The sequence below is a fragment of the Pseudomonas sp. EA_5y_Pfl2_R50 genome, assembly GCF_963970475.1.
Classification (GTDB): Bacteria; Pseudomonadota; Gammaproteobacteria; order Pseudomonadales; family Pseudomonadaceae; genus Aquipseudomonas.
Window position 1 is genome coordinate 67,521 of the sequence record NZ_CAXAPT010000015.1, and the last position, 24,390, is coordinate 91,910.

Genomic DNA, 24,390 nt, shown 5'->3' on the forward strand with positions numbered 1-24,390 from the left:
CGAGCGCTCACAGGTTGTACTGCTTGCGCTTGCGATAGAGGGTCGAGGCGTCGATGCCCAGAGTTTTCGCCGCCTGGTCCAGTGTCCCGGCAGTGGCGAGGACGGCGCCGATGTGGGCTTTCTCCAGCTCATCCAGACTCAGCGCCGCACCGACCCGTGGCGCGTTGTTGGCCGGTTGCTCGGCCATGCCGAGGTGGCTGATTTCGACGCGCTCCTGCGGGCAGATGATGCTCGCGCGTTCGACCACGTTGCGCAGCTCACGAATGTTGCCCGGCCAGCGGTAGCCGAGCAGCGCTTCGCGTGCCTCGTCACTGAACCCCCGCGCCGGCCGTGCGTACTCTTTGACGAAACGGGCGAGGAAGCGATCAGCCAGGGTCAGGATATCTTCAGCGCGCTCGCGCAGCGGAGGCAAGTGCAGAGTGATGACGTTCAGGCGGTAGAGCAAGTCTTCACGGAAACGGCCATCGCGCACCATGTCTTCGAGATTGAGGTTGGTCGCCGCCAGAATCCGCACGTCAGCGCGACGAGTAACCGGGTCGCCTACTCGCTCGTATTCCTTGTCCTGAATAAAGCGCAGCAATTTGGGTTGCAACGTCAGCGGAAAGTCGCCGATCTCGTCGAGAAACAGCGTGCCGCCGTCGGCTTGATTGACCCGGCCCAAGGTACTTTCACTGGCGCCGGTGAATGCACCGCGACTGTGACCGAACAGCTCGCTTTCCATCAGTTCAGCAGTCAGCGACGGGCAGTTGATGGTCACGCAGGATTTCTTCTCGCGCTTGCTCCAGCCATGAATGGCGCGGGCCAATTCGCCCTTACCAGTACCCGACTCACCCAGAATGAGAATGTTGGCGTCAGTGCTTGCCACTTGCCGCGCCGTTTCCAGCACCACTTTCATTGCCGGGCTGTGGGAGTCGAGACCATCCTTCGGCTTGCGTATCTCGCCTTCGAGGGCCTCCAGACGCGCCGACAATTGACGCACTTCCAACTGCTTGGCGGTGGCCAGACGCAACTGGTCAGGACTGCACGGTTTGACCAGATAATCGGCGGCGCCAGCCTGGATCGCATCCACCGCGGTATCGACGGCCGAATGCGCAGTGACGATCACCACGCGCATCCACGGAGCCTGAATGCGCATCTGCGCCAGCACATCAAGGCCGTTGTCCTCACCGAGGCGCAGATCGAGGAAGCACAGGTCGAAGACCTGGCGTTGCAACAGGGCGTCGGCCTGTGCCGCGCTGTTGGCTGTGGCGACCGTATAGCCTTCATCTTCGAGGCAATAACGGAAGGTGCGCAGGATGGCGGATTCGTCGTCCACCAGCAGAATGCGGCCTTGATGCTCAGTGGCAGATTCCATTTTTCCTACGCTCCATAGTGATTGGTCTTGGGTTAGTCCCGGAAAAATCGGGCAAGTTGCATGGTTCATTCTGAACGATGCCGGCCATAGGAGGGTAGCTCTCTCCGGCCTTTACAGCTAATCGATTGATTTTGTTAATTTTTTAAACATCCGTCAGTTTGCAGGACGTTCCCTGCGTCCTTTTCTGACACCTGAGCCCTGCTCTCAATTCCGTAAGAATGAAATCTCCTACGAAAAAATCGTGCATTCCGCACGACGACGAAAGTCGCATCGTGCAGGATGCGTCCAGACTCATTTTCTACAACATCATAACTTATTGATTTTATTGAATATTTTTCAACGAAAAAACTGGCATGCAGGCTGCAATAGAAGATTCAGCCCGGGCAGACAGAGATGCACTGCCCCCACCGAATAACAAGTGAGGAACCCAGGATGACTCGTCAACGTGCCGCCCAAGTGCGTATCTCGCCACTGCACATTCAGCAAGGTCTGTTTGGCGTGTTTGCGTTGCTCGTCACCCTGATTGCTTGCCAGCAGTACATGAGCTGGGAAAACAGCCAGCGCCCGGAACCGCTGATTTCGGTACAGCACGCGCCACAAGTGCACTTCAGCGCCGTCAGCAGCAGTCAGGCCGAAAGCGCGTCGATGCGCATGATGGATGTCGACCAGGCGCAACCGCTGGATCAACTGCCACGCGAAGAGCGCTGGGTTTTCTGACTGATTGAATGAATTCGGGCGCGCAGCGCCAGGACATGCAATATCCCTAAATAGAGAAGTAAGGAGAATCACCATGTTGAGCTGGGCAATTACATTCTTGATCATTGCCATCATCGCTGCAGTACTGGGCTTCGGTGGTATCGCGGGCACCGCCACGGGTATCGCCAAGATTCTCTTTGTCGTGTTCCTGGTGATGTTCATCGCTTCCTTCTTCTTTGGCCGTCGCGGCCGAGGTTAACGATGACTGTTCTAAAGACACTGGCAGCCGCCCTGCTTCTAGGCGGTAGTGCCATGGCGATGGCGGCCAATGACGGCCAGACGCGGGTCAACGAACTCCTGAGTTCAGACCCGCAATATCGGGAAACCTGGGAAGGCGTGGTGAAGAAGGAAGAGCGCCTGCCGGAATGGGTGATGAACCTGTCCGGGACGCCTGAACAGCAGATGAATGCCGTGACTGAAGACGGCGATCAGTATCTGGTTGGGCCGCTCTGCGAGTCTGCAGACAAGTGCTTGAACCACCGCCTGATCGTCGCCTTCAGTTTCGACAAGAAAGACGCCTACGCCATGCTCGTTGATGTGCCCGAAGGACTGCCGGCCGACAAGTCGCCGACGCGACATGCCACATACCGCTTCCTCGGCGAACCCGATGAGGGCATGAAGAATCTTTTGATGGAAACCCTGAAGAAAGATCCCAAGTGGTACTGATCTGAACACGAAGGCAGCAGCCCTGCTGCCTTCCATTGCGCCCACCTGAGGAAGGCAGGCGCATGACCAAGGGGCCGGGACGTTCTGACTGTTACAGGGTCGGAGTGACCTACGGGTACAGGGAGTGCCTGCGCGAGGGCCGGGTCAGGGTAAAAGCTGCGTCGCAGGTTCGCCGATCCGGCATGGTTCGACGGACTTGCGCTGGGCTTTCAATCGAGCAAAGCATTGATCCAGAGCGGCCAGCTCATCCTTTTTTTCGCTGACACTGCGCGCAAAAACATTACGCGGTGTTTCCTGGCGACCGTATATCGAGAAAGAGACCTGTTGAACAAGAGGACTTCTAGTCCTGCTTCGTGGGCTTTTTCCTAAATTTTTTGTCGATTTTTATCGCTTAAAAAACAGCCAACCTACGCTGAAACGGCCGGTTCACGGCACTTATGCCGGCTGAAATGTCGTAATCGAACCGGTTGGGACGCCAGTTTCATTTAAAAAAACTCATGCCGATTCGGCATAGGGTAGGCGTTTACGGCATTAGACGGCGCAACCTTGCATCGGAATAGTTGCGCCTTTTTTCGCCTGCCGGAGAGCCGTAAATACGCGCTTCGGGGCACCTTATACGGAGGCACATGCACAGACTTTTCCGCTAAAGAGCGTTCCAGTTCCTGCATGTGCCTGAGTCAAACGCAAGTAAGGGTAAAGATAATGAAGAAGGCAAAGCTTAGCCTCGCCTGGCAGATCCTCATCGGTCTGGTATTGGGGATTGCAATTGGTGCGTTGCTCAACCATTTCAGTGCCGAGAAGGCCTGGTGGATCAGCAACGTCCTGCAACCGGCAGGCGATATCTTTATCCGTCTGATCAAGATGATCGTGATCCCGATTGTCATCTCTTCCCTGATCGTCGGCATCGCTGGCGTCGGCGACGCCAAGAAGCTTGGGCGGATCGGCCTGAAGACAATCATCTATTTCGAAATCGTCACTACCATCGCGATCCTCGTCGGACTGGTGTTGGCGAACGTGTTCCACCCGGGCGCCGGCATCGACATGAGCACGCTGGGCACCGTGGACATCTCCAAGTACCAGGCCACCGCTGCCGAAGTCCAACATGAACACGCGTTCATCGAGACCATCCTCAACCTGATTCCGTCGAACATCTTCGCGGCCATGGCCCGCGGCGAAATGCTGCCGATCATCTTCTTCTCCGTGCTGTTCGGCCTGGGCCTGTCGAGCCTGCAGTCGGACCTGCGCGAGCCGCTGGTGAAGATGTTCCAGGGCGTTTCGGAAAGCATGTTCAAAGTCACCCACATGATCATGAACTACGCCCCTATCGGCGTATTCGCTCTGATCGCGGTGACCGTGGCCAACTTCGGTTTCGCTTCCCTGCTGCCGCTGGCGAAACTGGTGATCCTGGTTTACTTCGCCATCGCCTTCTTCGCCTTTGTGGTGCTGGGCCTGATCGCCAAAATGTTCGGTTTTTCGGTGTTCAAGCTGATGCGCATCTTCAAGGATGAGCTGGTGCTGGCCTACTCCACCGCGTCATCGGAAACCGTGCTGCCACGCGTGATCGAGAAGATGGAAGCCTACGGCGCGCCGAAAGCCATCTGCAGCTTCGTGGTGCCGACCGGTTACTCGTTCAACCTTGACGGTTCGACCCTGTATCAGTCGATCGCCGCCATCTTCATTGCACAGCTGTACGGCATCGACCTGTCGATCAGCCAGCAACTGTTGCTGGTGCTGACCCTGATGGTCACCTCCAAAGGCATCGCCGGCGTACCGGGTGTGTCCTTCGTGGTACTGCTGGCCACCCTGGGCAGTGTGGGTATTCCGCTGGAAGGTCTGGCGTTCATTGCGGGTGTCGACCGCGTCATGGACATGGCCCGTACCGCGCTGAACGTGATCGGCAACGCCTTGGCCGTACTGGTTATCGCGCGTTGGGAAGGCATGTACGACGACGCCAAGGGCCAGCGCTACTGGAACTCCCTGCCGCACTGGCGCAGCAAGGAAAAACTGCCTGCAGGCGAGATTTCCAAGAACTGATTGCTGAACCCTGTGGAGATTGGCTTTTCTGTGGGAGCGAGCCTGCTCGCGAAGGCGGAGTGTCATTAAGCATTGAAGTGACTGGCAGGACGCTTTCGCGAGCAGGCTCACTCCTACAGTGGACCGCGTCAGCCATACGAACCCCGGAGAAATCCGGGGTTTGTCGTTTCTGGTGACCCCGCTATCATTCGCGGCATTCTTCGGGGGATTTGACTGATGCTTAATGGCCTGTGGCTTGGCTTCTTCATCGTGGCAGCCGTGTCGGCAATGGCGCAGTGGCTGATCGGCGGCAACGCCGGCATTTTCGCGGCGATGGTTGAAAGCATTTTTGCCATGGCCAAGTTGTCGGTGGAAGTCATGGTGCTGCTGTTCGGTACCCTCACGCTGTGGCTGGGTTTTCTGCGCATTGCCGAGAAGGCCGGCATTGTCGAATGGCTGGCGAAAGTCCTCGGCCCCCTGTTTCTGAGGCTGATGCCGGAAGTCCCGCCCGGTCACCCTGCTCTCGGCCTGATCACCCTGAACTTCGCCGCCAACGGTCTGGGCCTCGACAACGCGGCCACGCCTATCGGCCTGAAGGCCATGAAGGCGCTGCAGGAACTCAATCCCAGTGCCACCATCGCCAGTAACGCGCAAATCCTTTTCCTGGTACTCAACGCTTCGTCCCTGACCCTGCTGCCGGTGACGATCTTCATGTACCGCGCCCAGCAAGGCGCGCCGGACCCGACGCTGGTGTTCCTGCCGATTCTGCTGGCGACCAGTTGCTCGACCATCGTCGGGTTCCTTTCGGTGGCCTTCATGCAACGGCTGCGCATCTGGGACCCGGTGGTGCTGGCCTACCTGATTCCCGCCGCGCTGATGCTTGGCGGCTTCATGGCGCTGCTCGGTACGCTGTCAGCCACGGCTCTGGCGGGACTGTCGTCGATCCTCGGCAATCTGACGCTGTTCGGGCTGATCATGCTGTTCCTGCTGATCGGTGCCTTAAAGAAAGTGAAGGTTTACGAAGCGTTCGTCGAAGGTGCCAAAGAAGGTTTCGACGTCGCCAAAAACCTGCTGCCGTATCTGGTGGCGATGCTCTGCGCGGTGGGCGTTCTACGCGCATCCGGTGCGCTGGACTTCGGTCTCGACGGTATTCGTCATCTGGTCGAATGGGCCGGTTGGGACACGCGATTTGTCGATGCGCTACCGACAGCCATGGTCAAACCGTTCTCCGGCAGTGCGGCGCGGGCGATGTTGATCGAGACGATGCAGACCTCAGGCGTCGACAGCTTCCCGGCGCTGGTGGCGGCGACGGTGCAGGGCAGCACTGAAACGACGTTCTATGTGCTGGCGGTGTATTTCGGCGCGGTGGGGATTCAGCGGGCGCGGCATGCCGTTGGTTGCGCATTGCTGGCGGAGTTTGCCGGCGTGGTTGGCGCCATTTTCGTGTGCTACTGGTTCTTCGGCTGAACAAAGATCAAAAGTGGGATCGAGCAAGCCCGCTCCCACAGGGGTTCTGTGTTGGGATCAGGGTTTGGTTGGGGCGAGTTTCTGGCCTTGGTCGACGGCCCAGGCCACGACTTTAGCGGTGAGGCGATCACTGGCCTGTCCAAACCCCGCAACCACCGCCGGCACCTGCACATCGTTCAGAGGCTGACGCTCTTCAAAGCGGCGACTGGCCAGAATCCGCTGGTCATAACCGCGCACCAGCAACGCATCGATCCGCACCACGACGCTGGCCTGCGTGCCTTGATACTCCGTCTGAAACGCCTGCAAACTGCCGCCCAATTCCAGGTCCGCCGCAAAGTTGCTGTCATCGGTACTGAGCAACGTCACCCGGCCATCGCGCTGAAACCCGTCCAACAAGCGATTGCGCACCAGCACCGGCGCCGGATCGCTCCAGCGCGACCCCTTGTAGCTGCTGATCACATCGCCCTGTGGAATCACCGCAATCGTCGGCCGGTTCAACGCTTCGCTGGACTGCAACTTGTTCAACCGCAGCGACCAATGCTGAGTCGCCGCCGAACCGGTCGAGGCGGGCACCTGTGCGGTCGGCAGGCGATACACGTCCGAAGGCTCGGACTGGGGCAGAATCGAGCAGGCGCTGATCAGTGTGAAGCCAGCGAGGAGGGCGAGTCGAGTCAGCTTCATGGCGTGAATTCCTTGTTCTTGTCGCGGCCCAGCAGGTAGCCGCTGGGGTTGGCCTCAAGGCGTTGGGAAATGGCGCGCAGCGAGGTCAGCGTCTCGCGCAATTCGCGGATCGCCGGGGCCAGGCCGTTCAGACCCTGCATGCCGTTGTCGAGGGCGTTTTCGTTCTTGTTGAGCAAGGTGCTGATCGTCGCGGTGGTTTGCTCCAGCGACTGCATGGCCTGCTCGGCGCTGCCCAGTGCCTGTTTGCCCTGATCGTTGATCAAGCCGTTGGCGTTGCGCATCAGCAGCGACGTCTGTTCGAGCATGCTGCCGGCCTGTTTGCCGACCGTCGCCAATTGCTGCATGGCTTGTTTGATGTCGCCGCGCTGGTCGTTGATGGTGCCCGTGGTTTGCTCCAGATGGGCGAGCGTCTTGCTCACGCGCTCAACGTTCTCGGCGGAGAACATCTGATTGGCGTTGTGCAGCAACGCGGTGATGCCCGTCATCAAATCGTTGCTGTCGTTGAGCAAGCGCGAAATAGGCGAGGGCGATGCCACGATCAAGGGCAGATGACCGTCATGCCCGCGCAGCTTCGGGCTCTGCGGCGTGCCACCGCTGAGCTGGATGATCGACGTGCCGGTGATCCCGGCCAGCGCCAGTTTCGCCTGGGTGTCTTCCTTGACCGGCGTGTCACCCGCCAGCCGAATCCGCGCCAGTACCCGCCGTGGGTCCTGCGGGTCGAGGCGCAGGCTGATCACGTCGCCGACCTTGATCCCGCTGTACTGCACCGAACTGCCCTTGGACAGACCGCTGACGGCCTCGTTGAAGACGACTTCGTAGTCCTTGAACTCGGTGTCGACGCTGGACTTGGCCAGGAAAAGACCGAAGAGCAGGGCGCCTGCCACCACAATCACAGTGAACAGGCCGATCAACACATGATGCGCTCGGGTTTCCATGTCAGACCTCGTTGAGCAATTTGGCGGCGTCCAGCGCCGAGCGGCCGCGCGGGCCGTGGAAGTATTCGTGAATCCACGCGTCATCGGTTTCCGAGACGACGTCAATCGGGCCGGCGACCAAGACCTTTTTCTGCGCCAGCACCGCCACGCGGTCGGTGATGGTGTAGAGCGTGTCGAGGTCGTGGGTCACCAGAAACACGCTGAGGCCCAGCGCATCACGCAGGGTCAGGATCAATTGATCGAATTGCGCCGCGCCAATCGGGTCGAGGCCGGCGGTGGGTTCGTCGAGAAACAGGATGTCCGGGTCCAGCGCCAGGGCGCGGGCCAGTGCGGCGCGCTTGATCATGCCACCGGACAGCGACGCCGGGTACTTGTCCGCCGCTGACAGTGGCAGCCCGGCCAGCGCCAGCTTCACGGCGGCCAGGTGTTCGGCGTCACTGCGGCTCAGGCCGGCATGTTCGATGAGCGGCAGGGCGACGTTCTCGGTGACGGTCAGCGAGGAAAACAGCGCGCCTTTCTGGAACAGCACGCCGAAGCGCCGCTCGACCAGCGAGCGCTCATGTTCGGACAAGCTCGGTAGGTTCTTGCCGAACACTTTGACCATGCCCTCGCTGGGCCGACGCAAACCGACAATGCTGCGCAACAGCACCGATTTGCCGCTGCCTGAGCCGCCAACCACGGCGAGGATTTCGCCTTTGTACAAATCCAGGTCGAGGTTTTCGTGCACGCTCTGACTGCCGAAGCGATTGCACAGACCACGGACTTCGATCACCGCCTCCGAGGGCGCGCGGGGTAGACGACTCACCAGCCCATCTCCATGAAGAACAGTGCAGCCACCGCGTCGAGCACGATCACCACGAAAATCGATTGCACCACCGCAGACGTGGTGTGCGCGCCGACCGACTCGGCGCTGCCACTGACCTTGAAGCCTTCCAGGCAACCAATCGCGGCGATGATGAAGGCGAAGATTGGCGCTTTGACCAAGCCCACCAGAAAGTGCTGCACGCCGATGTCCGACTGCAACAGCGTCAGGAACATCGCCGGCGAGATATCCAGCGATACCGCGCAGACCACGCCGCCACCAATGATCCCGCAGAGCATCGCCAGAAACGTCAGCATCGGCAGCGCCACCAGCATCGCCAGCACACGCGGCACCACCAGCAATTCCATCGGGTCGAGGCCGAGGGTGCGGATGGCATCGATTTCTTCGTTGGCCTTCATCGAACCAATCTGCGCGGTGAAGGCACTGGCGGTGCGCCCGGCCATCAGGATCGCCGTGAGCAGCACGCCGAACTCACGCAAAAACGAGAAGCCCACCAGGTCCACGGTAAAAATCGTCGCACCGAAACTGGCCAGCACCGTCGCACCGAGAAACGCCACCACCGCGCCGACCAGAAAAGTCAGCAGCGCCACGATGGGCGCGGCGTCGAGGCCGGTCTGTTCGATGTGGGCAATCATCGGCGTGATGCGCCAGCGCCTGGGCCGGAACAGGCCGCGTGCGAGGGTTTCCAGAATCAGGCCAACGAAGCCGAGCAATTGCAGGGTGTCTTGCCAGACCGTATCGACGGCGCGGCCGATCCGCGTCAGCAACTGCACGCTGACGCTGATTTCCGGCTCCTTGATCGGCACGCAAAAATCGGTCATCGAGCAATACACGGTTTGCAGCAGCGCGCGGTCGGCGGTGGAGAGGGTGCAGTCAGGGTGTTCGGCGGACTTGCCAAGGCGCTCGGAACCGAGCAGTTCCACCAGCAGCGATGCGCCAGCGGTGTCGAGGGCGCCGAGGCTGTTCAGATCTATCGGGGTGTTGGCGTCGTACTGGCCGTGGAGCTTTTCGCTCAGGGTCTTGAGCTCTGCGTAATGGGCAAGCGTCCAGTCCCCGCTGACCCGCAAGCGGGCAGGGCTGATCGACGTGTCCAGTTGGGCATTACCGCTGATCGAGCTGCTGGTCATAAGCTCCGTGCTTGTTCGTCTGCTAAGCGAACTAACGTAATAGCACGAACCGGATTACTTTTCTTTGATCGCTGTGCTGTCAGTGATCTTGAAGCGCAGCACGCCGATCACCTGCCCATCCTCGGTCAGCACCCGCACCTGCCATTTACCCGCCGGGTTGCCGGGGAAGTTCTGCTTGTGTGTCCAGGCGCGGTAGCCTTCCTTGCGCCCACCATGGATGTCGAGCGGGATGCGGTCGACTTCTTTGCCGTTGAACTGCCAGACATGATAAATCCGCTCATCGAGCCCGCGCGGCGCGTTGATTGCGGTGTAGGCGTAGAGGCCATCGCCACGAATCTGCTCGGCGCTGACCGTGTCGAGGCTGGCGCCGGGGGTGCGATCCTGCATTTGCGTGCTGATCGCCACGTCGGTCATCCACAGCGTCGCCGGCGGCACCCACGAGCGCAGCGCCCAGCCAACGCCGCCAATGCCTACGGTAATGCACAAAATCGCCAAGGCGTTGCGCACCGTGCGGATCGGGAAGATCGACGCCAGGCTCGGAAACGACAACAGCACGGCAATGCCCAGCGCCCATTTGAAGCTCTGCGCGGTGGTCAGGTGCATGATCACCGGCAACGCGGTGAGCAGGGCGGCGAACAGGGTCAGGGTGTGCAACGCGAGAAACGCCCAGCGCCGGGGCGCCAGCCATTTGTAATAGAGCGGATCGACGATGGAAATCAGTGCCGCGACGCTGAGCAGGCCGGTGAAGAACAACTGGCCGCTGTTCCACGTCGTGGTGATGAAAAAGAACGGCAGAACGAAAAACAGGCTTTCCTGGTGGATCATCTGCGTCGCGTAACGCAGCAGCGGCTGGGGAATCTCGCGTTTGAACACGCGGGTGAAGAGGCCGGTGAGGGTGTTTTCCAGCATCAGCCAGATCCAGCTGAGCAGCATGATCACCGTGATCCAGCTCGCCAGCCCTTGCTGACGGTCGACCATGATGAAACTGCCGACCCCAGAGATGAACCCGCCAAGCGCAATGACCCCGGGATAGCGCTTCATCAGTTCGAGAAGTCGCTGGATCAGGAGCTGTATTTTCGGCATTTGGGCGGTTCACAACTGGATAGGAAAAAACCTCGACAGAGTAGCGTCCGCCGGGCGATGTGGCGAGGCTGCCGGTCACTTAAAAACAACGCGTTCCCACAGGGTTAGTGTTCGGCCGGTTTTCGGCGGTGATGCAGGCGCCAGCCGATCAGGATCAGCAACAACACGCCCAAACCGCCGCCAATCAGCCACAACACCTGATCATCACTGATCAACGGCTTCTCGATCCGCAAATACCCCGGCTGCAACAGCAACTCGCGCATGGCCTTGTTCGCCGCTTCCAGCGTCACCCCTTGCAGCTCCCGCGCCGGGTTGGCGAAGCGGCCGTCCTGGTAATCGCCGAGCGCACTCCAATAGTAATCCGCCAGGGCGCTATTGCCCTGCACCGCCCAGGCCTGGTGGGCGATGGCGGCCTGTTTGATGCGGGCAAAGGTGTCGGCATTGAGGCCGTTTTTCAGCAAGTCCGCCTTGAGGTCATCGAGCACCTGGATCGCTTCGTCGACGTCATCGCGATCCAGATCGGCGTTCAGGCTCATGAAGCCGACGCCACCAAATACTTCGCGCTCGGCCCACGGCCCGTAGGACAAACCGTGATTGAGGCGAATCTGCCGATACAGCGCCCAGTCGAGGTAATCCTTGAGGATATCGAAGGTTTCGTCGTACTGATCGTCGAGCACCGGCTCCGGCACCAGCCAGTGCAGCTTGGCGCTGTCGCCGATGAAGCCACGGGTGAGGGTGCGTTCGTGGGCGGCGCTGGTGCGGATGTCCGGCAGTGGCCGATGCTCGCTCGGCTCGACCGCTTCGAGCGCGCCCCAGGTGCGCTCCAGATAGGCCGGCAGCAGTTTGTCGAGTTCACCGACGACGATCAGCGTCATGTTGTTCGGCGCGTACCACGCCTTGCGCACCGTCTCCAGTTGCTCTTGGGTCAGGTGGCCGACCTCGGCGCGTTGCGGGCATTTCAGACCCAGTTCAACGGCGAGCTGATTGCTCGCGGTGTGACCGAGGTCCTGGCGATCAAGGAAGCGTTGCAGGCGGGTGTAATGGCCGCCGTCCTCGCGTTCGACCACGCGCTTGGCGGCGTTGATCGCATTGCCGTCGATGCGCGTTTGCGTGAGCAGATCGAGCAGCAGGTCGAGCACCTTGCGCTGGTTCTTCGCCGGGGCTTCGATGACGAACGTGGTGTCGGCGTTGCTGGTGAAGGCATTCCAGTCACCGCCCAGCGCTTGCATGCGCTCCTCTAAACCACCTTCGCCAGTGGCGTCGATACCGCTGAACAGCAGATGTTCGAGCAGGTGCGGCAGCTCTTTGTCAGCGCAATCGAAATCGTCGAGGCCAACGCCGACCACCAAGCGGATCGCCACATGCCCACGCTCGGTGCCGGGCTTGAGCAGCAACTGCAAACCGTTGGGCAACGCATAGCCCTCGACCTGAAAGCGATCCAGGGCAAAGGCGGGCAGAGAACCGAGCAATAGACAGGCGAACAACAAACAACGCATAACAGGCTTCCATACGGCTGATTTGGAGATCCGTGTCGTCAGTCAAATGGCCTTCGCGAGCAAGCCCGCTCCCACAGCGGGGAATGCATTCCAAATGTGGGAGCGGGCTTGCTCGCGAAGGCGTGCTTGAGGCTGAACTCTGAGTTACTGACTAACACTGACCACAGACGTTCAAGGCGAATGCGTGATGTCGGCAATATCATCCGCCGCCAGCGCCCCGGTGTCCGCCGTTTCCAGCACCACATACGCACTGCCGCAGAACAGCGAATTCAAGCGCTTCATGTCGGCAATCAACTCCAGGTGCAGCGAACTGGTTTCCATACTCTGCACGATCTTACGTTGCAAACGGCTGACATGGGCATGGGCCAGACGCCGTTCCTGTGCGCGAAAACGACGCTTTTCACGCAGCAACTGCCGGGCGCTTTCCCGGTCGCTGCTGAGAAATACCGACAGGCCCAGACGCAAGTTGGCGATCAGTTGCTGCTGCAGTCCAGCCAGGTCCTCCAACCCTTCCTCGGAAAACGAGCGACGCTGCGAAGTCTTCTGCTGCTGAATCTTGCGCAGCATGCGTTCGATCAGGTCAGCGGCCAGTTTCAGGTTGATCGCCAGTTCGATGATCTCGGCCCAGCGCCGACTGTCCTGTTCGCCAAGATCTTCGCGGGGCATCTGCGCCAGATACAGCTTGATCGCGCTGTACAGTGCTTCGACGTCGTCGGTCAGCCGACGCATCTCCTGGGTGACGGCGGTCTGCTTGCCGTGCAGCACGTCGAGGGTGGCGTCGAGCATGTTGTCGAGCAGGTCGCCCATGCGCAGGGTTTCCCGCGCGGCGTTGGCCAGTGCCAGACTCGGCGTGACCAATGCGGTGGCGTCGAGATGGCGCGGCTTGGCGGTGCCGTTGACCTCCGGCCGCTCCGGCAGCAGCCACGCGCACAGCCGCGCCATCGGTCCGACGCTGGGCAGCAGGATCAGGCAGCGCGCGGTGTTGTAAAGCAGGTGAAAGCCGATGACCATTTCCTGCGGACTGAAATCGAGGCTGTCGATCCAGTGCACCAGCGGGTCCAGCACCGGAATGATCAGCAGCAGGCCGATCAGTTTGTACAACAGACTGCCCAGCGCCACTTGCCGGCCAGCAGCGTTCTGCATGCTGGTGCTCATGAACGCGAGAATACCGCTGCCGATGTTGGCGCCGATCACCAGACCAATCGCCACTGGCAGGCTGATCACACTGGCGCCGGCCAGCGTTGCGGTGAGCAGCACGGCGGCGAGGCTGGAGTAGGAAATCATCGCGAACAACGCGCCGACCAAGGCATCGAGAAGGATGTCGCCGGTCAGCGAGGCGAAAATCACCTTCACCCCTTGCGCATGAGTGATCGGCGCGGCGGCTTCGACGATCAATTGCAGCGCGAGAATGATCAGCCCGAGCCCTATCGACACCCGGCCCATTTGCCCGAGCCGCGTCTGTTTGCGTGACAGGAAGAAAATCACCCCGAGAAAGATCAGCAGCGGCGACAGCCACGACAAGTCAAACGTCAGCACCCGCGCCATCAACGCCGTACCCACATCGGCGCCGAGCATGGTCGCCAGCGCCGGGGTCAGCGCCATCAGGCCCTGGCCGACAAATGAGGTGACCAGCATCGCCGTGGCGTTGCTGCTCTGCACCATCGCGGTGACGAGAATACCGGCGATGAACGCCAGCCATTTCTTCGACATGTTCTGGCCGATCACATGTCGCAGATTGGTGCCATAAACCCGCAGGATGCCGGTTCGAACGATGTGCGTGCCCCAGATCAGCAAGGCCACGGCGGAAAGCAGATTGAGCAGGGTGAGCATGCCGACCCCCTGTAATAGCAGCGCCCCAGAGGGGCAAGTTGACGGTACCGCGCGGTTTCTACGTTTTTGATACTTAAGCTGTAGTTGGCTAACGGACTGGGCGCCAGCATTGCACAGCTAAAGAGTGGATTGAAACAAAAGTGTCATGAAAAGCACGTCATCCACCCCCTTCCACAATCACCACAAATCCCTGGGGGAGCTGGCTTGCCAGCGATGACGGCGGCACTGTCGACATTGATGTTGGCTGATATTCCGCTATCGCTGGCAAGCCAGCTCCCACAGGGTTTGCGGGTGCGGCTGAATCAATCGCTGAAATGATCTCTACTTAGCCCAATGTCGATCAGATATCTGGCTGTTTCTGCATCCCGCGCGTCACAACGCGCATAGCACTTGATGTGCATCAACAGGCTGTACTTGTGCGGAACCAGAAGAATGACCCCATCCGCCTGATCAAAAAGCTTCGCTTGTAGCTGTCGCTTTTCATCATCGCTTTGCACTTTGATCCAATCATTGCCCTCAACGGGTTCAGGAATCCAGAGGGCATCCCTGAACATCAATTGCAGATCATTCAAAAGCTTCACCGTCTGATCGAAGGGAAGTGTTTCAACCATTGGAGACGTTGTTATGCCGTCTACTTTCCCTTTGGTGTAGCCCACCGCCCCGTAGATGGTTTTGGGCAAAGTGAAGCCATGTTCAGGGTCATCAAAAGTGATCACGACCGGGCTGCTAATCCAGGTCGAGTCGACCTTGGGCGGGTCACTTGGGTACATGGCTGTTTTCCCCTCAACAGGAAAACTGGAGTCTTTGACGACTTCGGCATATGGCTTGCCGATGCGAACGACCAGAACATCCATCGGATAGTGGAAAGACGTCAGGCATACAAACAGCATGAAAAACGCTGCTCTGCGCCAGTATCGACTGCGCCACTTGTACCGATTACTCATGCTCCGCTTCGATCCCGACCCACACTGATATTGATCAAATATTTCGCCGTCGTCGGATCTTGCTTGTCACAGCTTGCATGGCACTTGATCAACAGCAGCAAGCTGTACTTTTCCGGTACGTACAAATCAATGCCAACAGCTTGATCAAAGAGTTTGTTCTTTAGCCGCTCACGTTCCGGACCAGAGTCGGCATTGAACCAGTCGTTATTTTCCAAAGGTTCAAGCTTCCACCCTCTCGATTTGAGTGTGTTTTGCGTAGCAAGCAATCGATCCAGAGCTTCTGCGAACGGCAAAGTTTCCATCATCGGCGAGGTCGTCAGTGTCGAGACTTTCTGGCTTGCGTACGTTACAGCGCCGAATACAGTCGGGGGCAGTTTGAAGCCATAAACAGGATCATCAAACTCAATGATGGTCGGGCTGCTAATCCATGTAGAGCCTGGACGCGCGGGATCTTTAGGGTCATTAGGATCGCCAGGATAGATCGCCGTTTTATCTTCGACCGGGAAAGTTGAATCCTTAATGACCAGTTCGTAGGGTTTTCCGATATGAGCGGATAGGGTCTTGGCGCCCAATGGCCACGCCATAACACCAGCCAGCAAAATCGTAGCGGCGCCCATCGACACCCAATGCTTACCTGCCAAGGTCGTTGATTTCCTCCGAGACGGTTTAAAACGATCAATCACTGAAATGATCTTCACCAAAACCTACATCAATCAAATATTTCGCCGTCTCCGGATTCCGCTCATCGCACGGTGCATAGCACTTGATGTGGAGGAACAGGCTGTACTTATGTGGGATCAACAGAATGACACCGTCCATTTGATCAAAAAGCTTGGTCTGAAGACGCACCTTGTCCTCTTGGGTTTCAGTCTTGAGCCAATCATTCCCTTCAACAGCTTCGGGCGACCAACCTGACTTTTTGAACATCTGCTGCAGCTCTCCCAGCAGATTCACTGCTTGCTCGAACGGCAACGTCTCCAGCATTGGTGACGTAGAAAGTGTGATGGCTTTGAAGTCAGACCAGCCAATCGCACCGAATTTTGTGGCAGGCAACGTGAACCCATGTTGTTCGTCATCGAACGTGATGATCACTGGGCTACTGATCCAAGTCGAACTTGGGTGAGGTGGGTCACTTGGGTAAACAGCTGTTTTCCATGTCACAGGAAACGTCGAATCTTGCACAACGCTTTCGTAATGCTTGCCGATGTGAACGACCAGAAAATCCATCGGATAGTGGAAAGACGTCAGGGTTACGTACAGCAGGAAAAGTGCCGGCCAGCGCCCATAGCAGCGCCATTCCGTGATGCGAGAAATCATCTGTTGTAGTTATCCGAACCAATACTGACATCGATCAAATACCTTGCGGTGTCTGGATCGCGCTCGTCGCAGCGGACATAGCATTTGACGTTCAGCGCCAGGGTGTATTTGTAAGGGATCTGTAGCAGCACGATGACGACCTGATCGAACAGCTTTCTTTGCAGCGCACTTTTTTCGACATCACTCGGTACTTCCACCCAAGCATGTTTATCGACATCTCGGGGCGCCCATCCTGCTGCTTTCAGCATGAGCTGAAGCTTCTCCAAAAGAGGCACCAGCTCGGCAAACGGTATGGTTTCAAGCATCGGTGAAGTAGTCACGGTTGCTACTTTGCTTTTCCGGTATGTCACTGCACCGAACTTGGTAGGTGGCAAGGTGAAGCCATGACTAGGATCGTCAAATTGAACGACGACGGGATCGCTAATCCAGGTCGAACTAGGGTGCGGGGGAGGGCCCGGATAAATCGCTGTCTTCGAGTCGACGGCAAAAGTTGAATCTTCTACGACCTGCTCGTATGGCTTGCCTACATAGACGCTGAGCACATCCATGCTTCTATTCAAATTGACGGCGTAAGCAGTTACCGCGATGACGCCTACCAGTAGGGCCAAGATGTACTTTTTGAAAGTCATTATTTGACACCGCCACCGAGTGAAATCTCTTTAATTGATTGCTCGAGCTGGGACCGAGTAGCCGGGTCTTTAAGCAAAAGATTAAATTGCGTCGCGGCTCGAAGCACAAACGCCATACGTTGATCTTTGTCCGCAAGGTTAGCTAGCGGGTTGCGCCCAAACGTTATCTGCTGATTACCTGGTGCTTTGCATTGGCTAGCGAGAGTTAGCTGAATCTGTTCAGAAATACCGGTGAATAATCCGGTCACCACGGATACAACGTCACCTGCTTGGGTGCCCTGCATCAGTAGCGCAAAATGAGTCACGTCATACATTGCGGGCTGCAAGATATTCAGTTGCTCATGAGCAGCCATGAGCTCCACGCTTGCAGCAATATCCCCAGCTTCGATTGCCTTGAACGTTTCGGAAACTTCAGTGCGGTACATCCCGAATTCGACTTTATCCGCAATCGGCCAAAGCACTTCATTTTTTAAGCTGTTTCTATCAGCAAGGCACCTTTCCAGCTCCTGCTGGCCGCGCACCATAAAAAATCGGTGCAAAGGATAAACATCTAGAAAAAGAGCCGTGTTCCCAAGCGCCAGCATTTCGTGAACGTATTGCAATTCTTCTTGAAGTAAAGCAATCGCATCGCCAGACAAAGGATCACTCGCCAAAGGAACCGGGTTCTGTTGCTTGGCCTCATCCCACTGCCGCCACAGCTCAGGGTCAGAGCGCAATCTGTTCACCACTATGCGCTCATACAAATCCTTGGGTTGGCTGTCTTTAAGGGTTCGGTAAGCCTTCTTTTCCGCTTCGATTCGTTGGTCCAGAGTGGCCGCATGCACGAGCCCACACCCCACCTGCTTCGAAGCAAACGCTGCCAGCCCCGCCCACTGAAACCGATTATCCGCCAGCCACAGCTGCGCGTACGCGGCATTGATTTTGCGGTTGCGGGCCTGGGGGTCGGCGATGAGGACGCCGCCGGGGGCGACCCAGTCTTCGGCTTCTTTCTGGAAGCGGCGCCACAGGCAGTTGCAGGTCAGCAGCGGGACTTCGACGCGGGTTTTCGGGTTGGGGCCGGCGGTGTTGGTTTCGCGCTTGCAGGTGGGCAGCTCGCAGGTGCTGTCCCAGAGTTTTTTCATGTCCAGGTCGTCTGGAGCGATGCATTGTCCGGTCATGGTTCTTCCTTGAAAGTCAGGCTGTCCAGCGCACGATGGCCAGGTCCGGCTGGCGCGTGGCGACGCTTTGGGTCATGCCTTTTTCGTTGGTCTGGCCTTTGACGATGCGGCCTTCGGCGGTTTCGATTTCGTAGCCTTGTTCGGCGATAGGTTCGCCGTTGCCGGCGCTGACGGCTTTGAATTCGATCAGCGGCTGGCCAGCGATCGGCAGCGGCGGAATGAACGGCGCGGGCGTGTGCGAGCTGCCGATGATGACGTCACCAGAGCCGCCGACCACAACGCCGCCATGGCTGGCGGTGCTGTCGAGGGTCATGGCGTTTTTACCGTTGATGAACACCGTCGCGGAGAACGCGCCATTGAGGGCTTGGCCGCAGGAGCAGGTGTCGCCGAGGCGGGCGGCGGCGAGGCCGTTGAAGAAGACGTCGCCGGAGCCGCTGGCAATCGGGTTGGTGCCGTGACCGGGAATGGGGCAGGTGGTCGGGTCGGTGACGCGCGCGGCGGGTTTTCCAGACATGAACACTCCTTGTTTGTCATTTGAGGCGAGCGGGGAAGCTAACGAGCGGAGCGGGGGGCGTCAACCTTGGAATCCCGTTTCAAAGGGTTGCGATGTGCCACTGTGGGAGCGAGCTTGCTCGCGAATGCGTTGGGTCAGCCGGACTCTTTTTCCACTGGGATGACGCCTTCGCGAGCAAGCTCGCTCCCACAGGGTTTGTGGCTGATCTTGAAGAGGTTAAACGCGGATTTTGCGGGTTGTTTATGCACACGCCGTGTTACGTCCGGAAGGCTACAAAACCTTGCGCCGTTGCCTACGGCTACGCCAGAATCCGCCGGCTTGTGCGCCTTGGGGCGGGGCTCTATCGTTGGCTGGCCACTGCTTATCAGTGGTCGGGTTTAGTCGCCCGTCTGTTCCACGACGTACAAATCTCTGTCAATCAGGTTATCTAATCCTGCACTTGATGGTGGCTGTGCGCAGGGCGCTTTCGGGCGCGCCGATTTCGTGGCTCATCGGTCGACTAACCTGCGTACAGCTGCCTCCCATTCGTTTAGTCGCGAGCGGTTTGCAGCCTCACTCTTCAAAGAGGTTAGAGCCAATGACAAAGATCACACCAGATCCCCCGGACACCGATCCAGCACCGCACGACCCCGCCGTCGAAGCCCAACGCATGAAAGAAGCCGCCGACCGCGCCCTCGATTTCTACCTCCGCCCCGGCCTCAAACAAGACCCCGCCGCCGCGCGCAAGCCCAGCACCATTTTCCTCGTCGATCCGGCTGTGGATAACGAAACCCTGTTGGTGCACGCCTGCGAATCCCTCGCCTCGGCGAGCATCATGGCCAGCGATCTGGCGGGGTTTATTGACGGGCCGCAGCGCAGTTCACTGTTGGGGATACAGCAAGTCATCATGTTGGGTGAGCTGGCCGTCAGCCGCGTTCTCGACAACCTCGTTCCTCCCGCCTGAACACAGAAACAACTGTGGGAGCGAGCCTGCTCGCGAAAGCGGTGGGCCAGCCAACACTGTTGTTGGCTGAGCTACCGTATTCGCGAGCAAGCCCGCTCCCACAGAGGTGTTGCGTTATGCAGGACTACCGGATTATTGGCCCGGTACGTCCTTGCGCAGTTTCACCGGGTCTTGCTGTTTCTTCTTGCGGGCCATCGCGCCGCGCAGTTTGATGTTGATCGCCTCAACCGCCAGCGAGAACGCCATGGCGAAGTAGACGTAGCCTTTCGGCACATGCACGTCGAACGACTCGGCAATCAGCACGGTACCGACCACCAGCAGGAACGACAGCGCGAGCATTTTCAGCGACGGGTGCTTGTCGATGAATTCGCTGATCTTGCCCGACGCCAGCATCATCACCAGCACTGCCACGACAATCGCCGCGACCATCACCGGCACGTGGGAAACCATGCCGACAGCGGTGATCACCGAGTCCAGCGAGAACACGATATCGATGATCGCGATCTGGATGATGGTGTAGAGGAAGTTGCCGCCCTTGCCGCCGGGGGTGTCGTCGCTTTCGTCTTCGCCTTCCAGTGCGTGGTACATCTCTTGCGAGCTCTTCCACAGCAGGAACAGACCACCGAAGAACAGGATCAGGTCGCGACCGGAAATGCCCTGGCCGAACACTTCGAACAGGTCGGCGGTGAGGCGCATGACCCAGGTGATCGACAGCAGCAACAGGATGCGGGTGACCATGGCCAGGCCAAGGCCGAAGATCCGGGTGCGCTGCTGCATGTGTTTGGGCATGCGGCTGACCAGGATCGAAATCATGATGATGTTATCGATGCCGAGGACGATTTCCAGGGCGGTCAGGGTGAAGAAGGCAACCCAGATTTCGGGGTTGGTCAGCCATTCCATGTGTATTCCTTTGAGCGATTGTTAAACCGAAAAAGGTCCGGGCTTCAAACCGCGAAGCCAGGACCCGAAACGGTGAGTCTTGGGCTTATAGAGTGCTGAACATCGGGAAAGTCCCCAACAGCAGTGCAGCAATCAGGATGCAGATACAAACCAGGATCGCCCATTTCAGGGTGAAACGCTGGTGGTCACCGAAATCGATGCCGGCCAGGGCCACCAACAGATAGGTCGATGGCACCAACGGGCTCAGCAAGTGGACGGGCTGACCGACAATTGAGGCACGAGCCATTTCCACTGCGGTGATCCCATAGTGGCTGGCGGCTTCGGCCAACACCGGCAACACGCCATAGTAGAACGCATCGTTGGACATGAAGAAGGTGAACGGCATGCTCACCAGCGCCGTGATCACGGCCAGGTACGGGCCGAGGAAATCCGGAATCACTGCCAACAGGCTCTTCGACATCGCATCGACCATGCCGGTGCCCGACAGGATACCGGTGAAGATACCCGCCGCAAAGATCAGCCCGACCACTGCCAGCACACTGCCGGAGTGAGCCGCAACGCGATCCTTCTGCATCTGCAGGCAAGGGTAGTTGACGATCATCGCGATACTGAACGCCACCATGAACAGCACCGGCAACGGCAGCAGACCGGCGATCAGGGTGCACATCAGGCCAAAGGTCAACGCGCCGTTGAACCAGATCAGTTTCGGACGACGGGCATCCGGGAACTGCGAGACGCTGATTTCGCTGTGATCGATATCATCGCCAACCAGATGCAGCTCACCCAGACGCGCCCGCTCACGCTTACCGTAAAAGTAGGCGATGACCAGGATTGCCAGAACCCCCGCCGACATCGCCGGGATCATCGGCACGAAAATGTCCGAAGGATCGACATGCAGCGCACTCGCGGCACGGGCGGTCGGGCCGCCCCATGGAGTCATGTTCATCACGCCACCGGCAAGGATGATCAGGCCGGCCATGATCCGTGGGCTCATGCCGATGCGGCTGTACAGCGGCAGCATCGCGGCCACGCAGATCATGTAAGTGGTCGCGCCGTCACCATCGAGGGAAACGACGAGCGCCAGTACGGCGGTGCCGACCGAAACCTTCAGCGGGTCGCCCTTGACCAGTTTGAGGATCTTGCGCACGGCCGGGTCGAACAGGCCGGAGTCGATCATCAGGGCGAAATAGAGAATGGCGAACATCAGCATCACGCCGGTCGGCGCCAGTTTGGTGATGCCTTCGAGCATCATCGGACCGATCTTCGGCGCAAAACCACCAAACAGGGCGAAGACAATCGGGATGATGATCAGAGCGATCAGCGCGGACAGGCGCTTGGTCATGATCAGGAACATGAACGTGATGACCATGGCAAAGCCAAGGAAAGTCAGCATGGGGAATACTCCAGGCGTAGCGCGGCGAGTGAAGTGAGCGGATCGGGCGGGATCAGCGCAGAACGGGAAGCACGAGGCGTACAGGTGGAGTCAGAGCGAGGAGGCGGGCTACAGAGGACATCAGAATCACCATTGTTGTTGTTAATTGGGCCGTTCGTGCGAGGCATCACACGCATTGGCCAACCGGTCTGTTGCCGGCAGTGGGGGCGATCCTAATCGGGGAAGCTTTCAGCTACCTTTCGCTGCAGAAAGCTTTGAATGAACGGTCAACCGACCGTCGGGAGCCTTCGCCGAGCGAAGGCGAAGAGATGCCTTGATCAAAAAACAGACAAATTCAGCGGCCGAATCGCGCCCATCCAGATCGCGTGCTCGGTGTGGTCGAGCACATCATCACCGGTGTCCGGGTGCAGAAACACCACCAGACCTTTGCGATTGAGCGCCAGCCACGGCAGTACCTCGCCGATCAAATCCGGGCCGAAGGCCAATTGGCAGCTCCAGTCCGGGTGTGGCCCGACCGGACGTTCGTGGACGCGGCCCATCTTCAACGGGAACGACTGCGCAGCCAGCTCGCACAAGGCCCGGGCCTGGTCGATGGTGTTGACGTCGAAATAGACGTGGGCGTGGTAGCCCTTGATCGCTTGCATCTGAAACCCTCTGAAATCGGATCGAACCCTCGGCGTTTTCCACCGTCACACGCCATATAGGACAAAAACAAGGAAAACAGCCATGAAAAATGCCGAAACCCCGACGGTGAAAGTGGTGCTCTATGGTGCCATGGCCAGCCTGGGCGGTGCGTTGATGGCTGAATTGCTGCGCCGCCAGCACGAAGTCATTGCCATTCTCGACGACCTGACCGCTCTCGCGCCGCGCCCGGGTTTGCGCACCAAAAGTGGTGATCTGTTCGATGTCGAGCGGATCAATCAAAGCGTAGCGGGAAGTTCGGCGGTGATTTGCCTGCTGGATGCGCCGGGTTTGCCGTTCAGCAGCGATCACGTGGAGCGGGCCATCGTGCTCGGGCCGGTCGAACAGGTGCTGGCGGTTGATGCGCTGGTCGACGGCCTGCAACTGGCCAATGTATCGCGGCTGTTTCTGGTGGGTGATTTTGCCGTGCTCGATGAGCCGGATCTGGAAGATCGCCTGCAACGTCACGCGGCCGAGGAAATCCGCGAAGCGTTGCAAAGCAGTCCGCTGCAGTGGACGCTGGTCAACGCACCGCACGGGGTAGCGGGGCTGACGATTGAGCATTTCAGCCAGGTCGGCGGCAATCTGGAGCCAGGTCTGGCCGAACCCCTGGAGCGCTTGAATCGGGTGGCGGTGGGGATTGCCGATGAGCTGCGGTTGAATTTGCACGTGGGTGAACATGTAAATTTTGTCGTGGCTTCAGACTCGTAAAATCTTCAAACCGCTATGGAAGGCAGCGCCAGCCCGTTCAGGGATTCGGCGCTGCTCGCCTGTTCCGCCATCAACCAATCAACGAACAGTTGAATCAGCGCTCCCCGGCGCTTTCGTTGTGGCAACACCACGTAATAACCCAACCGCGACAGGGTCGTTTCGGCAATCGGCCGGCAGAGCAACCCTTGCGTCAGCAAGTTATCCACAAGGTGCCGCCAGCCAATCGCCACGCCTTGACCGCCAATCGCTGCTTGAATCAGCAACGTGTAATTGTCGAAACGCAATTGCCCCGGTGCTGGCGGGGTGGTGATGCCCAATTCGCGGAACAGACCGCTCCAGTCGAACCAGTTGCTGCTGTTTTCCCCGCGCAGATGCAGCAGGGGCAAATCCAGCAGGGCCTGAGCGGGCAGGGGCGCCGGACGATCCTTGAGCAACTGCGGGCTGCACACGGGAAACACCTCTTCGCTGAACAGCCAATGGCTTTCACCCTGTTTAAAACGCCCGTCGCCAAACAGGATCGCCACGTCGATATCGGTGCGCAGCATGTTGTGGTTGCGTTCGCTGGTGACCAGGCTGACGTCGACGTGGGGATTGGCTTCGTGGAAACGATGCAAACGCGGCATCAGCCAGTACGCAGCGAAGGCGAAATCGGTGGCGACTTGCAGCACTTCATGTTGCTGCTGTGCGCTGATTGCGCTCAATCCGGCGTCGATATTCTGCAAACCGAGGGTAACTTGTTGAAAAAGTATCGAGCCGACCTCGGTCAATCCGATGCCGCGGTAGATCCGATCAAACAGTCGCGTGCCCAACTGTTCTTCGAGCCGTTTGATCTGCTGACTGATCGCGGGTTGCGTGGTGCCGAGCTCAACCGCAGCCGCCGTGAAACTGCAATGGCGTGCCGCCGCTTCGAAGGCGCGCAGCAGGTCGAGTGACAAGTCGCCAAGGGCTTCATACATAAGCTGTGCTTATC

At 58.7% G+C, this 24,390-nt stretch carries 25 protein-coding genes; 7 read left to right on the forward strand and 18 right to left on the reverse strand.

Going from position 1 to position 24,390, the window contains the following annotated elements; all coding sequences use genetic code 11:
• Positions 1-7: 7 nt before the first annotated feature.
• The gene (gene algB / locus AACY19_RS22990) at positions 8-1,354 is read right to left on the reverse strand and encodes a sigma-54-dependent response regulator transcription factor AlgB (protein WP_025112294.1); all 1,347 of its coding nucleotides are present in this window, start codon (positions 1,352-1,354) and stop codon (positions 8-10) included.
• A gap of 432 nt (positions 1,355-1,786) precedes the next feature.
• On the opposite strand from algB, the gene AACY19_RS22995 reads away from it, so the two are divergent.
• The 5 genes from AACY19_RS22995 to AACY19_RS23015 all read left to right on the forward strand — a co-directional run bounded on the left by AACY19_RS22995 (position 1,787) and on the right by AACY19_RS23015 (position 6,256).
• Complete coding sequence (locus AACY19_RS22995; RefSeq protein WP_339453899.1) at positions 1,787-2,071, forward strand: hypothetical protein; 285 nt, start codon at positions 1,787-1,789, stop codon at positions 2,069-2,071.
• 73 nt (positions 2,072-2,144) lie between these two features.
• Positions 2,145-2,309, forward strand: a complete 165-nt coding sequence (locus tag AACY19_RS23000) for a DUF1328 domain-containing protein (protein WP_003177151.1) — start codon at positions 2,145-2,147, stop codon at positions 2,307-2,309.
• 2 nt (positions 2,310-2,311) lie between these two features.
• On the forward strand, positions 2,312-2,776 hold the full coding sequence (locus tag AACY19_RS23005) for an inhibitor of vertebrate lysozyme family protein (RefSeq protein ID WP_339453900.1): 465 nt from the start codon (positions 2,312-2,314) through the stop codon (positions 2,774-2,776).
• A gap of 702 nt (positions 2,777-3,478) precedes the next feature.
• Entirely contained in the window at positions 3,479-4,810 is a 1,332-nt protein-coding gene (gene gltP / locus AACY19_RS23010) for a glutamate/aspartate:proton symporter GltP (protein ID WP_339453901.1), read from the forward strand.
• A gap of 216 nt (positions 4,811-5,026) precedes the next feature.
• The gene (locus AACY19_RS23015; protein WP_339453902.1) at positions 5,027-6,256 is read left to right on the forward strand and encodes a nucleoside recognition domain-containing protein; all 1,230 of its coding nucleotides are present in this window, start codon (positions 5,027-5,029) and stop codon (positions 6,254-6,256) included.
• 57 nt (positions 6,257-6,313) lie between these two features.
• Here the strand turns inward: AACY19_RS23015 and AACY19_RS23020 are convergent, their stop codons facing one another.
• The 13 genes from AACY19_RS23020 to AACY19_RS23080 form a co-directional block, all read right to left on the reverse strand.
• Positions 6,314-6,937 carry an ABC-type transport auxiliary lipoprotein family protein gene (locus AACY19_RS23020; protein ID WP_339453903.1) on the reverse strand — a complete coding sequence of 208 codons (624 nt, stop codon included), beginning with the start codon at positions 6,935-6,937 and terminating at the stop codon, positions 6,314-6,316.
• Positions 6,934-7,872 carry an MlaD family protein gene (locus AACY19_RS23025; RefSeq protein ID WP_339453904.1) on the reverse strand — a complete coding sequence of 313 codons (939 nt, stop codon included), beginning with the start codon at positions 7,870-7,872 and terminating at the stop codon, positions 6,934-6,936. Before AACY19_RS23025 ends, AACY19_RS23020 begins: the two co-directional genes overlap by 4 nt.
• Position 7,873: 1 nt before the next feature.
• Positions 7,874-8,677, reverse strand: a complete 804-nt coding sequence (locus AACY19_RS23030) for an ABC transporter ATP-binding protein (RefSeq protein WP_038364958.1) — start codon at positions 8,675-8,677, stop codon at positions 7,874-7,876.
• A complete protein-coding gene (locus AACY19_RS23035; protein WP_339453905.1) occupies positions 8,674-9,822 on the reverse strand; it encodes an ABC transporter permease in 1,149 nt (382 codons plus the stop codon). Before AACY19_RS23035 ends, AACY19_RS23030 begins: the two co-directional genes overlap by 4 nt.
• A gap of 54 nt (positions 9,823-9,876) precedes the next feature.
• Positions 9,877-10,905, reverse strand: a complete 1,029-nt coding sequence (locus tag AACY19_RS23040) for a DUF5924 family protein (RefSeq protein ID WP_339453906.1) — start codon at positions 10,903-10,905, stop codon at positions 9,877-9,879.
• Positions 10,906-11,009: 104 nt separating this feature from the next.
• Positions 11,010-12,401, reverse strand: a complete 1,392-nt coding sequence (locus AACY19_RS23045; RefSeq protein ID WP_339453907.1) for a M16 family metallopeptidase — start codon at positions 12,399-12,401, stop codon at positions 11,010-11,012.
• Positions 12,402-12,572: 171 nt separating this feature from the next.
• Entirely contained in the window at positions 12,573-14,231 is a 1,659-nt protein-coding gene (locus AACY19_RS23050; RefSeq protein ID WP_339453908.1) for a Na/Pi cotransporter family protein, read from the reverse strand.
• A gap of 302 nt (positions 14,232-14,533) precedes the next feature.
• A complete protein-coding gene (locus tag AACY19_RS23055) occupies positions 14,534-15,175 on the reverse strand; it encodes a hypothetical protein (RefSeq protein WP_339453909.1) in 642 nt (213 codons plus the stop codon).
• Positions 15,172-15,873 (reverse strand): hypothetical protein, encoded by a 702-nt coding sequence (locus AACY19_RS23060; protein WP_339453910.1) that lies wholly within the window; start codon positions 15,871-15,873, stop codon positions 15,172-15,174. The genes AACY19_RS23055 and AACY19_RS23060 overlap by 4 nt, the downstream gene beginning before the upstream one ends.
• Positions 15,851-16,492, reverse strand: a complete 642-nt coding sequence (locus AACY19_RS23065; RefSeq protein ID WP_339453911.1) for a hypothetical protein — start codon at positions 16,490-16,492, stop codon at positions 15,851-15,853. The genes AACY19_RS23060 and AACY19_RS23065 overlap by 23 nt, the downstream gene beginning before the upstream one ends.
• Entirely contained in the window at positions 16,489-17,121 is a 633-nt protein-coding gene (locus AACY19_RS23070; RefSeq protein ID WP_339453912.1) for a hypothetical protein, read from the reverse strand. Before AACY19_RS23070 ends, AACY19_RS23065 begins: the two co-directional genes overlap by 4 nt.
• Entirely contained in the window at positions 17,121-18,278 is a 1,158-nt protein-coding gene (locus tag AACY19_RS23075; protein ID WP_339453913.1) for a DUF2515 family protein, read from the reverse strand. The genes AACY19_RS23070 and AACY19_RS23075 overlap by 1 nt, the downstream gene beginning before the upstream one ends.
• Before the next feature lie 16 nt (positions 18,279-18,294).
• Positions 18,295-18,792, reverse strand: coding sequence for a PAAR domain-containing protein (locus AACY19_RS23080; protein WP_339453914.1), 498 nt, complete (start codon positions 18,790-18,792; stop codon positions 18,295-18,297).
• Positions 18,793-19,369: 577 nt separating this feature from the next.
• Between AACY19_RS23080 and AACY19_RS23085 the strand changes: the two genes are divergently transcribed.
• Entirely contained in the window at positions 19,370-19,735 is a 366-nt protein-coding gene (locus AACY19_RS23085; protein WP_339453915.1) for a DUF6124 family protein, read from the forward strand.
• A gap of 132 nt (positions 19,736-19,867) precedes the next feature.
• Here the strand turns inward: AACY19_RS23085 and AACY19_RS23090 are convergent, their stop codons facing one another.
• From AACY19_RS23090 to AACY19_RS23100, 3 genes are all read right to left on the reverse strand, one after another.
• Positions 19,868-20,635: a TerC family protein gene (locus AACY19_RS23090; protein WP_339453916.1), complete on the reverse strand. Its 768-nt coding sequence runs from the start codon at positions 20,633-20,635 to the stop codon at positions 19,868-19,870.
• Between the two features lie 85 nt (positions 20,636-20,720).
• Positions 20,721-22,028 (reverse strand): CitMHS family transporter, encoded by a 1,308-nt coding sequence (locus AACY19_RS23095; protein WP_339453917.1) that lies wholly within the window; start codon positions 22,026-22,028, stop codon positions 20,721-20,723.
• A gap of 317 nt (positions 22,029-22,345) precedes the next feature.
• Positions 22,346-22,672 (reverse strand): DOPA 4,5-dioxygenase family protein, encoded by a 327-nt coding sequence (locus tag AACY19_RS23100; protein WP_339453918.1) that lies wholly within the window; start codon positions 22,670-22,672, stop codon positions 22,346-22,348.
• A gap of 82 nt (positions 22,673-22,754) precedes the next feature.
• On the opposite strand from AACY19_RS23100, the gene AACY19_RS23105 reads away from it, so the two are divergent.
• Positions 22,755-23,420 carry an NAD(P)-dependent oxidoreductase gene (locus tag AACY19_RS23105; protein ID WP_339453919.1) on the forward strand — a complete coding sequence of 222 codons (666 nt, stop codon included), beginning with the start codon at positions 22,755-22,757 and terminating at the stop codon, positions 23,418-23,420.
• Between the two features lie 5 nt (positions 23,421-23,425).
• Here the strand turns inward: AACY19_RS23105 and AACY19_RS23110 are convergent, their stop codons facing one another.
• Positions 23,426-24,376, reverse strand: coding sequence for a choline sulfate utilization transcriptional regulator (locus tag AACY19_RS23110; RefSeq protein WP_339453920.1), 951 nt, complete (start codon positions 24,374-24,376; stop codon positions 23,426-23,428).
• Between the last annotated feature and the right edge of the window lie 14 nt (positions 24,377-24,390).

What these genes read in the sequence shown, in the direction of transcription:
- algB (WP_025112294.1), bottom strand. Translation starts at nt 1,354, where the DNA reads ATGGAATCTGCCACTGAGCATCAAGGCCGCATTCTGCTGGTGGACGAC.
- AACY19_RS22995 (WP_339453899.1), top strand. Translation starts at nt 1,787, where the DNA reads ATGACTCGTCAACGTGCCGCCCAAGTGCGTATCTCGCCACTGCACATT.
- AACY19_RS23000 (WP_003177151.1), top strand. Translation starts at nt 2,145, where the DNA reads ATGTTGAGCTGGGCAATTACATTCTTGATCATTGCCATCATCGCTGCA.
- AACY19_RS23005 (WP_339453900.1), top strand. Translation starts at nt 2,312, where the DNA reads ATGACTGTTCTAAAGACACTGGCAGCCGCCCTGCTTCTAGGCGGTAGT.
- gltP (WP_339453901.1), top strand. Translation starts at nt 3,479, where the DNA reads ATGAAGAAGGCAAAGCTTAGCCTCGCCTGGCAGATCCTCATCGGTCTG.
- AACY19_RS23015 (WP_339453902.1), top strand. Translation starts at nt 5,027, where the DNA reads ATGCTTAATGGCCTGTGGCTTGGCTTCTTCATCGTGGCAGCCGTGTCG.
- AACY19_RS23020 (WP_339453903.1), bottom strand. Translation starts at nt 6,937, where the DNA reads ATGAAGCTGACTCGACTCGCCCTCCTCGCTGGCTTCACACTGATCAGC.
- AACY19_RS23025 (WP_339453904.1), bottom strand. Translation starts at nt 7,872, where the DNA reads ATGGAAACCCGAGCGCATCATGTGTTGATCGGCCTGTTCACTGTGATT.
- AACY19_RS23035 (WP_339453905.1), bottom strand. Translation starts at nt 9,822, where the DNA reads ATGACCAGCAGCTCGATCAGCGGTAATGCCCAACTGGACACGTCGATC.
- AACY19_RS23040 (WP_339453906.1), bottom strand. Translation starts at nt 10,905, where the DNA reads ATGCCGAAAATACAGCTCCTGATCCAGCGACTTCTCGAACTGATGAAG.
- AACY19_RS23045 (WP_339453907.1), bottom strand. Translation starts at nt 12,401, where the DNA reads ATGCGTTGTTTGTTGTTCGCCTGTCTATTGCTCGGTTCTCTGCCCGCC.
- AACY19_RS23050 (WP_339453908.1), bottom strand. Translation starts at nt 14,231, where the DNA reads ATGCTCACCCTGCTCAATCTGCTTTCCGCCGTGGCCTTGCTGATCTGG.
- AACY19_RS23055 (WP_339453909.1), bottom strand. Translation starts at nt 15,175, where the DNA reads ATGAGTAATCGGTACAAGTGGCGCAGTCGATACTGGCGCAGAGCAGCG.
- AACY19_RS23065 (WP_339453911.1), bottom strand. Translation starts at nt 16,492, where the DNA reads ATGATTTCTCGCATCACGGAATGGCGCTGCTATGGGCGCTGGCCGGCA.
- AACY19_RS23070 (WP_339453912.1), bottom strand. Translation starts at nt 17,121, where the DNA reads ATGACTTTCAAAAAGTACATCTTGGCCCTACTGGTAGGCGTCATCGCG.
- AACY19_RS23075 (WP_339453913.1), bottom strand. Translation starts at nt 18,278, where the DNA reads ATGACCGGACAATGCATCGCTCCAGACGACCTGGACATGAAAAAACTC.
- AACY19_RS23080 (WP_339453914.1), bottom strand. Translation starts at nt 18,792, where the DNA reads ATGTCTGGAAAACCCGCCGCGCGCGTCACCGACCCGACCACCTGCCCC.
- AACY19_RS23085 (WP_339453915.1), top strand. Translation starts at nt 19,370, where the DNA reads ATGACAAAGATCACACCAGATCCCCCGGACACCGATCCAGCACCGCAC.
- AACY19_RS23090 (WP_339453916.1), bottom strand. Translation starts at nt 20,635, where the DNA reads ATGGAATGGCTGACCAACCCCGAAATCTGGGTTGCCTTCTTCACCCTG.
- AACY19_RS23095 (WP_339453917.1), bottom strand. Translation starts at nt 22,028, where the DNA reads ATGCTGACTTTCCTTGGCTTTGCCATGGTCATCACGTTCATGTTCCTG.
- AACY19_RS23100 (WP_339453918.1), bottom strand. Translation starts at nt 22,672, where the DNA reads ATGCAAGCGATCAAGGGCTACCACGCCCACGTCTATTTCGACGTCAAC.
- AACY19_RS23105 (WP_339453919.1), top strand. Translation starts at nt 22,755, where the DNA reads ATGAAAAATGCCGAAACCCCGACGGTGAAAGTGGTGCTCTATGGTGCC.
- AACY19_RS23110 (WP_339453920.1), bottom strand. Translation starts at nt 24,376, where the DNA reads ATGTATGAAGCCCTTGGCGACTTGTCACTCGACCTGCTGCGCGCCTTC.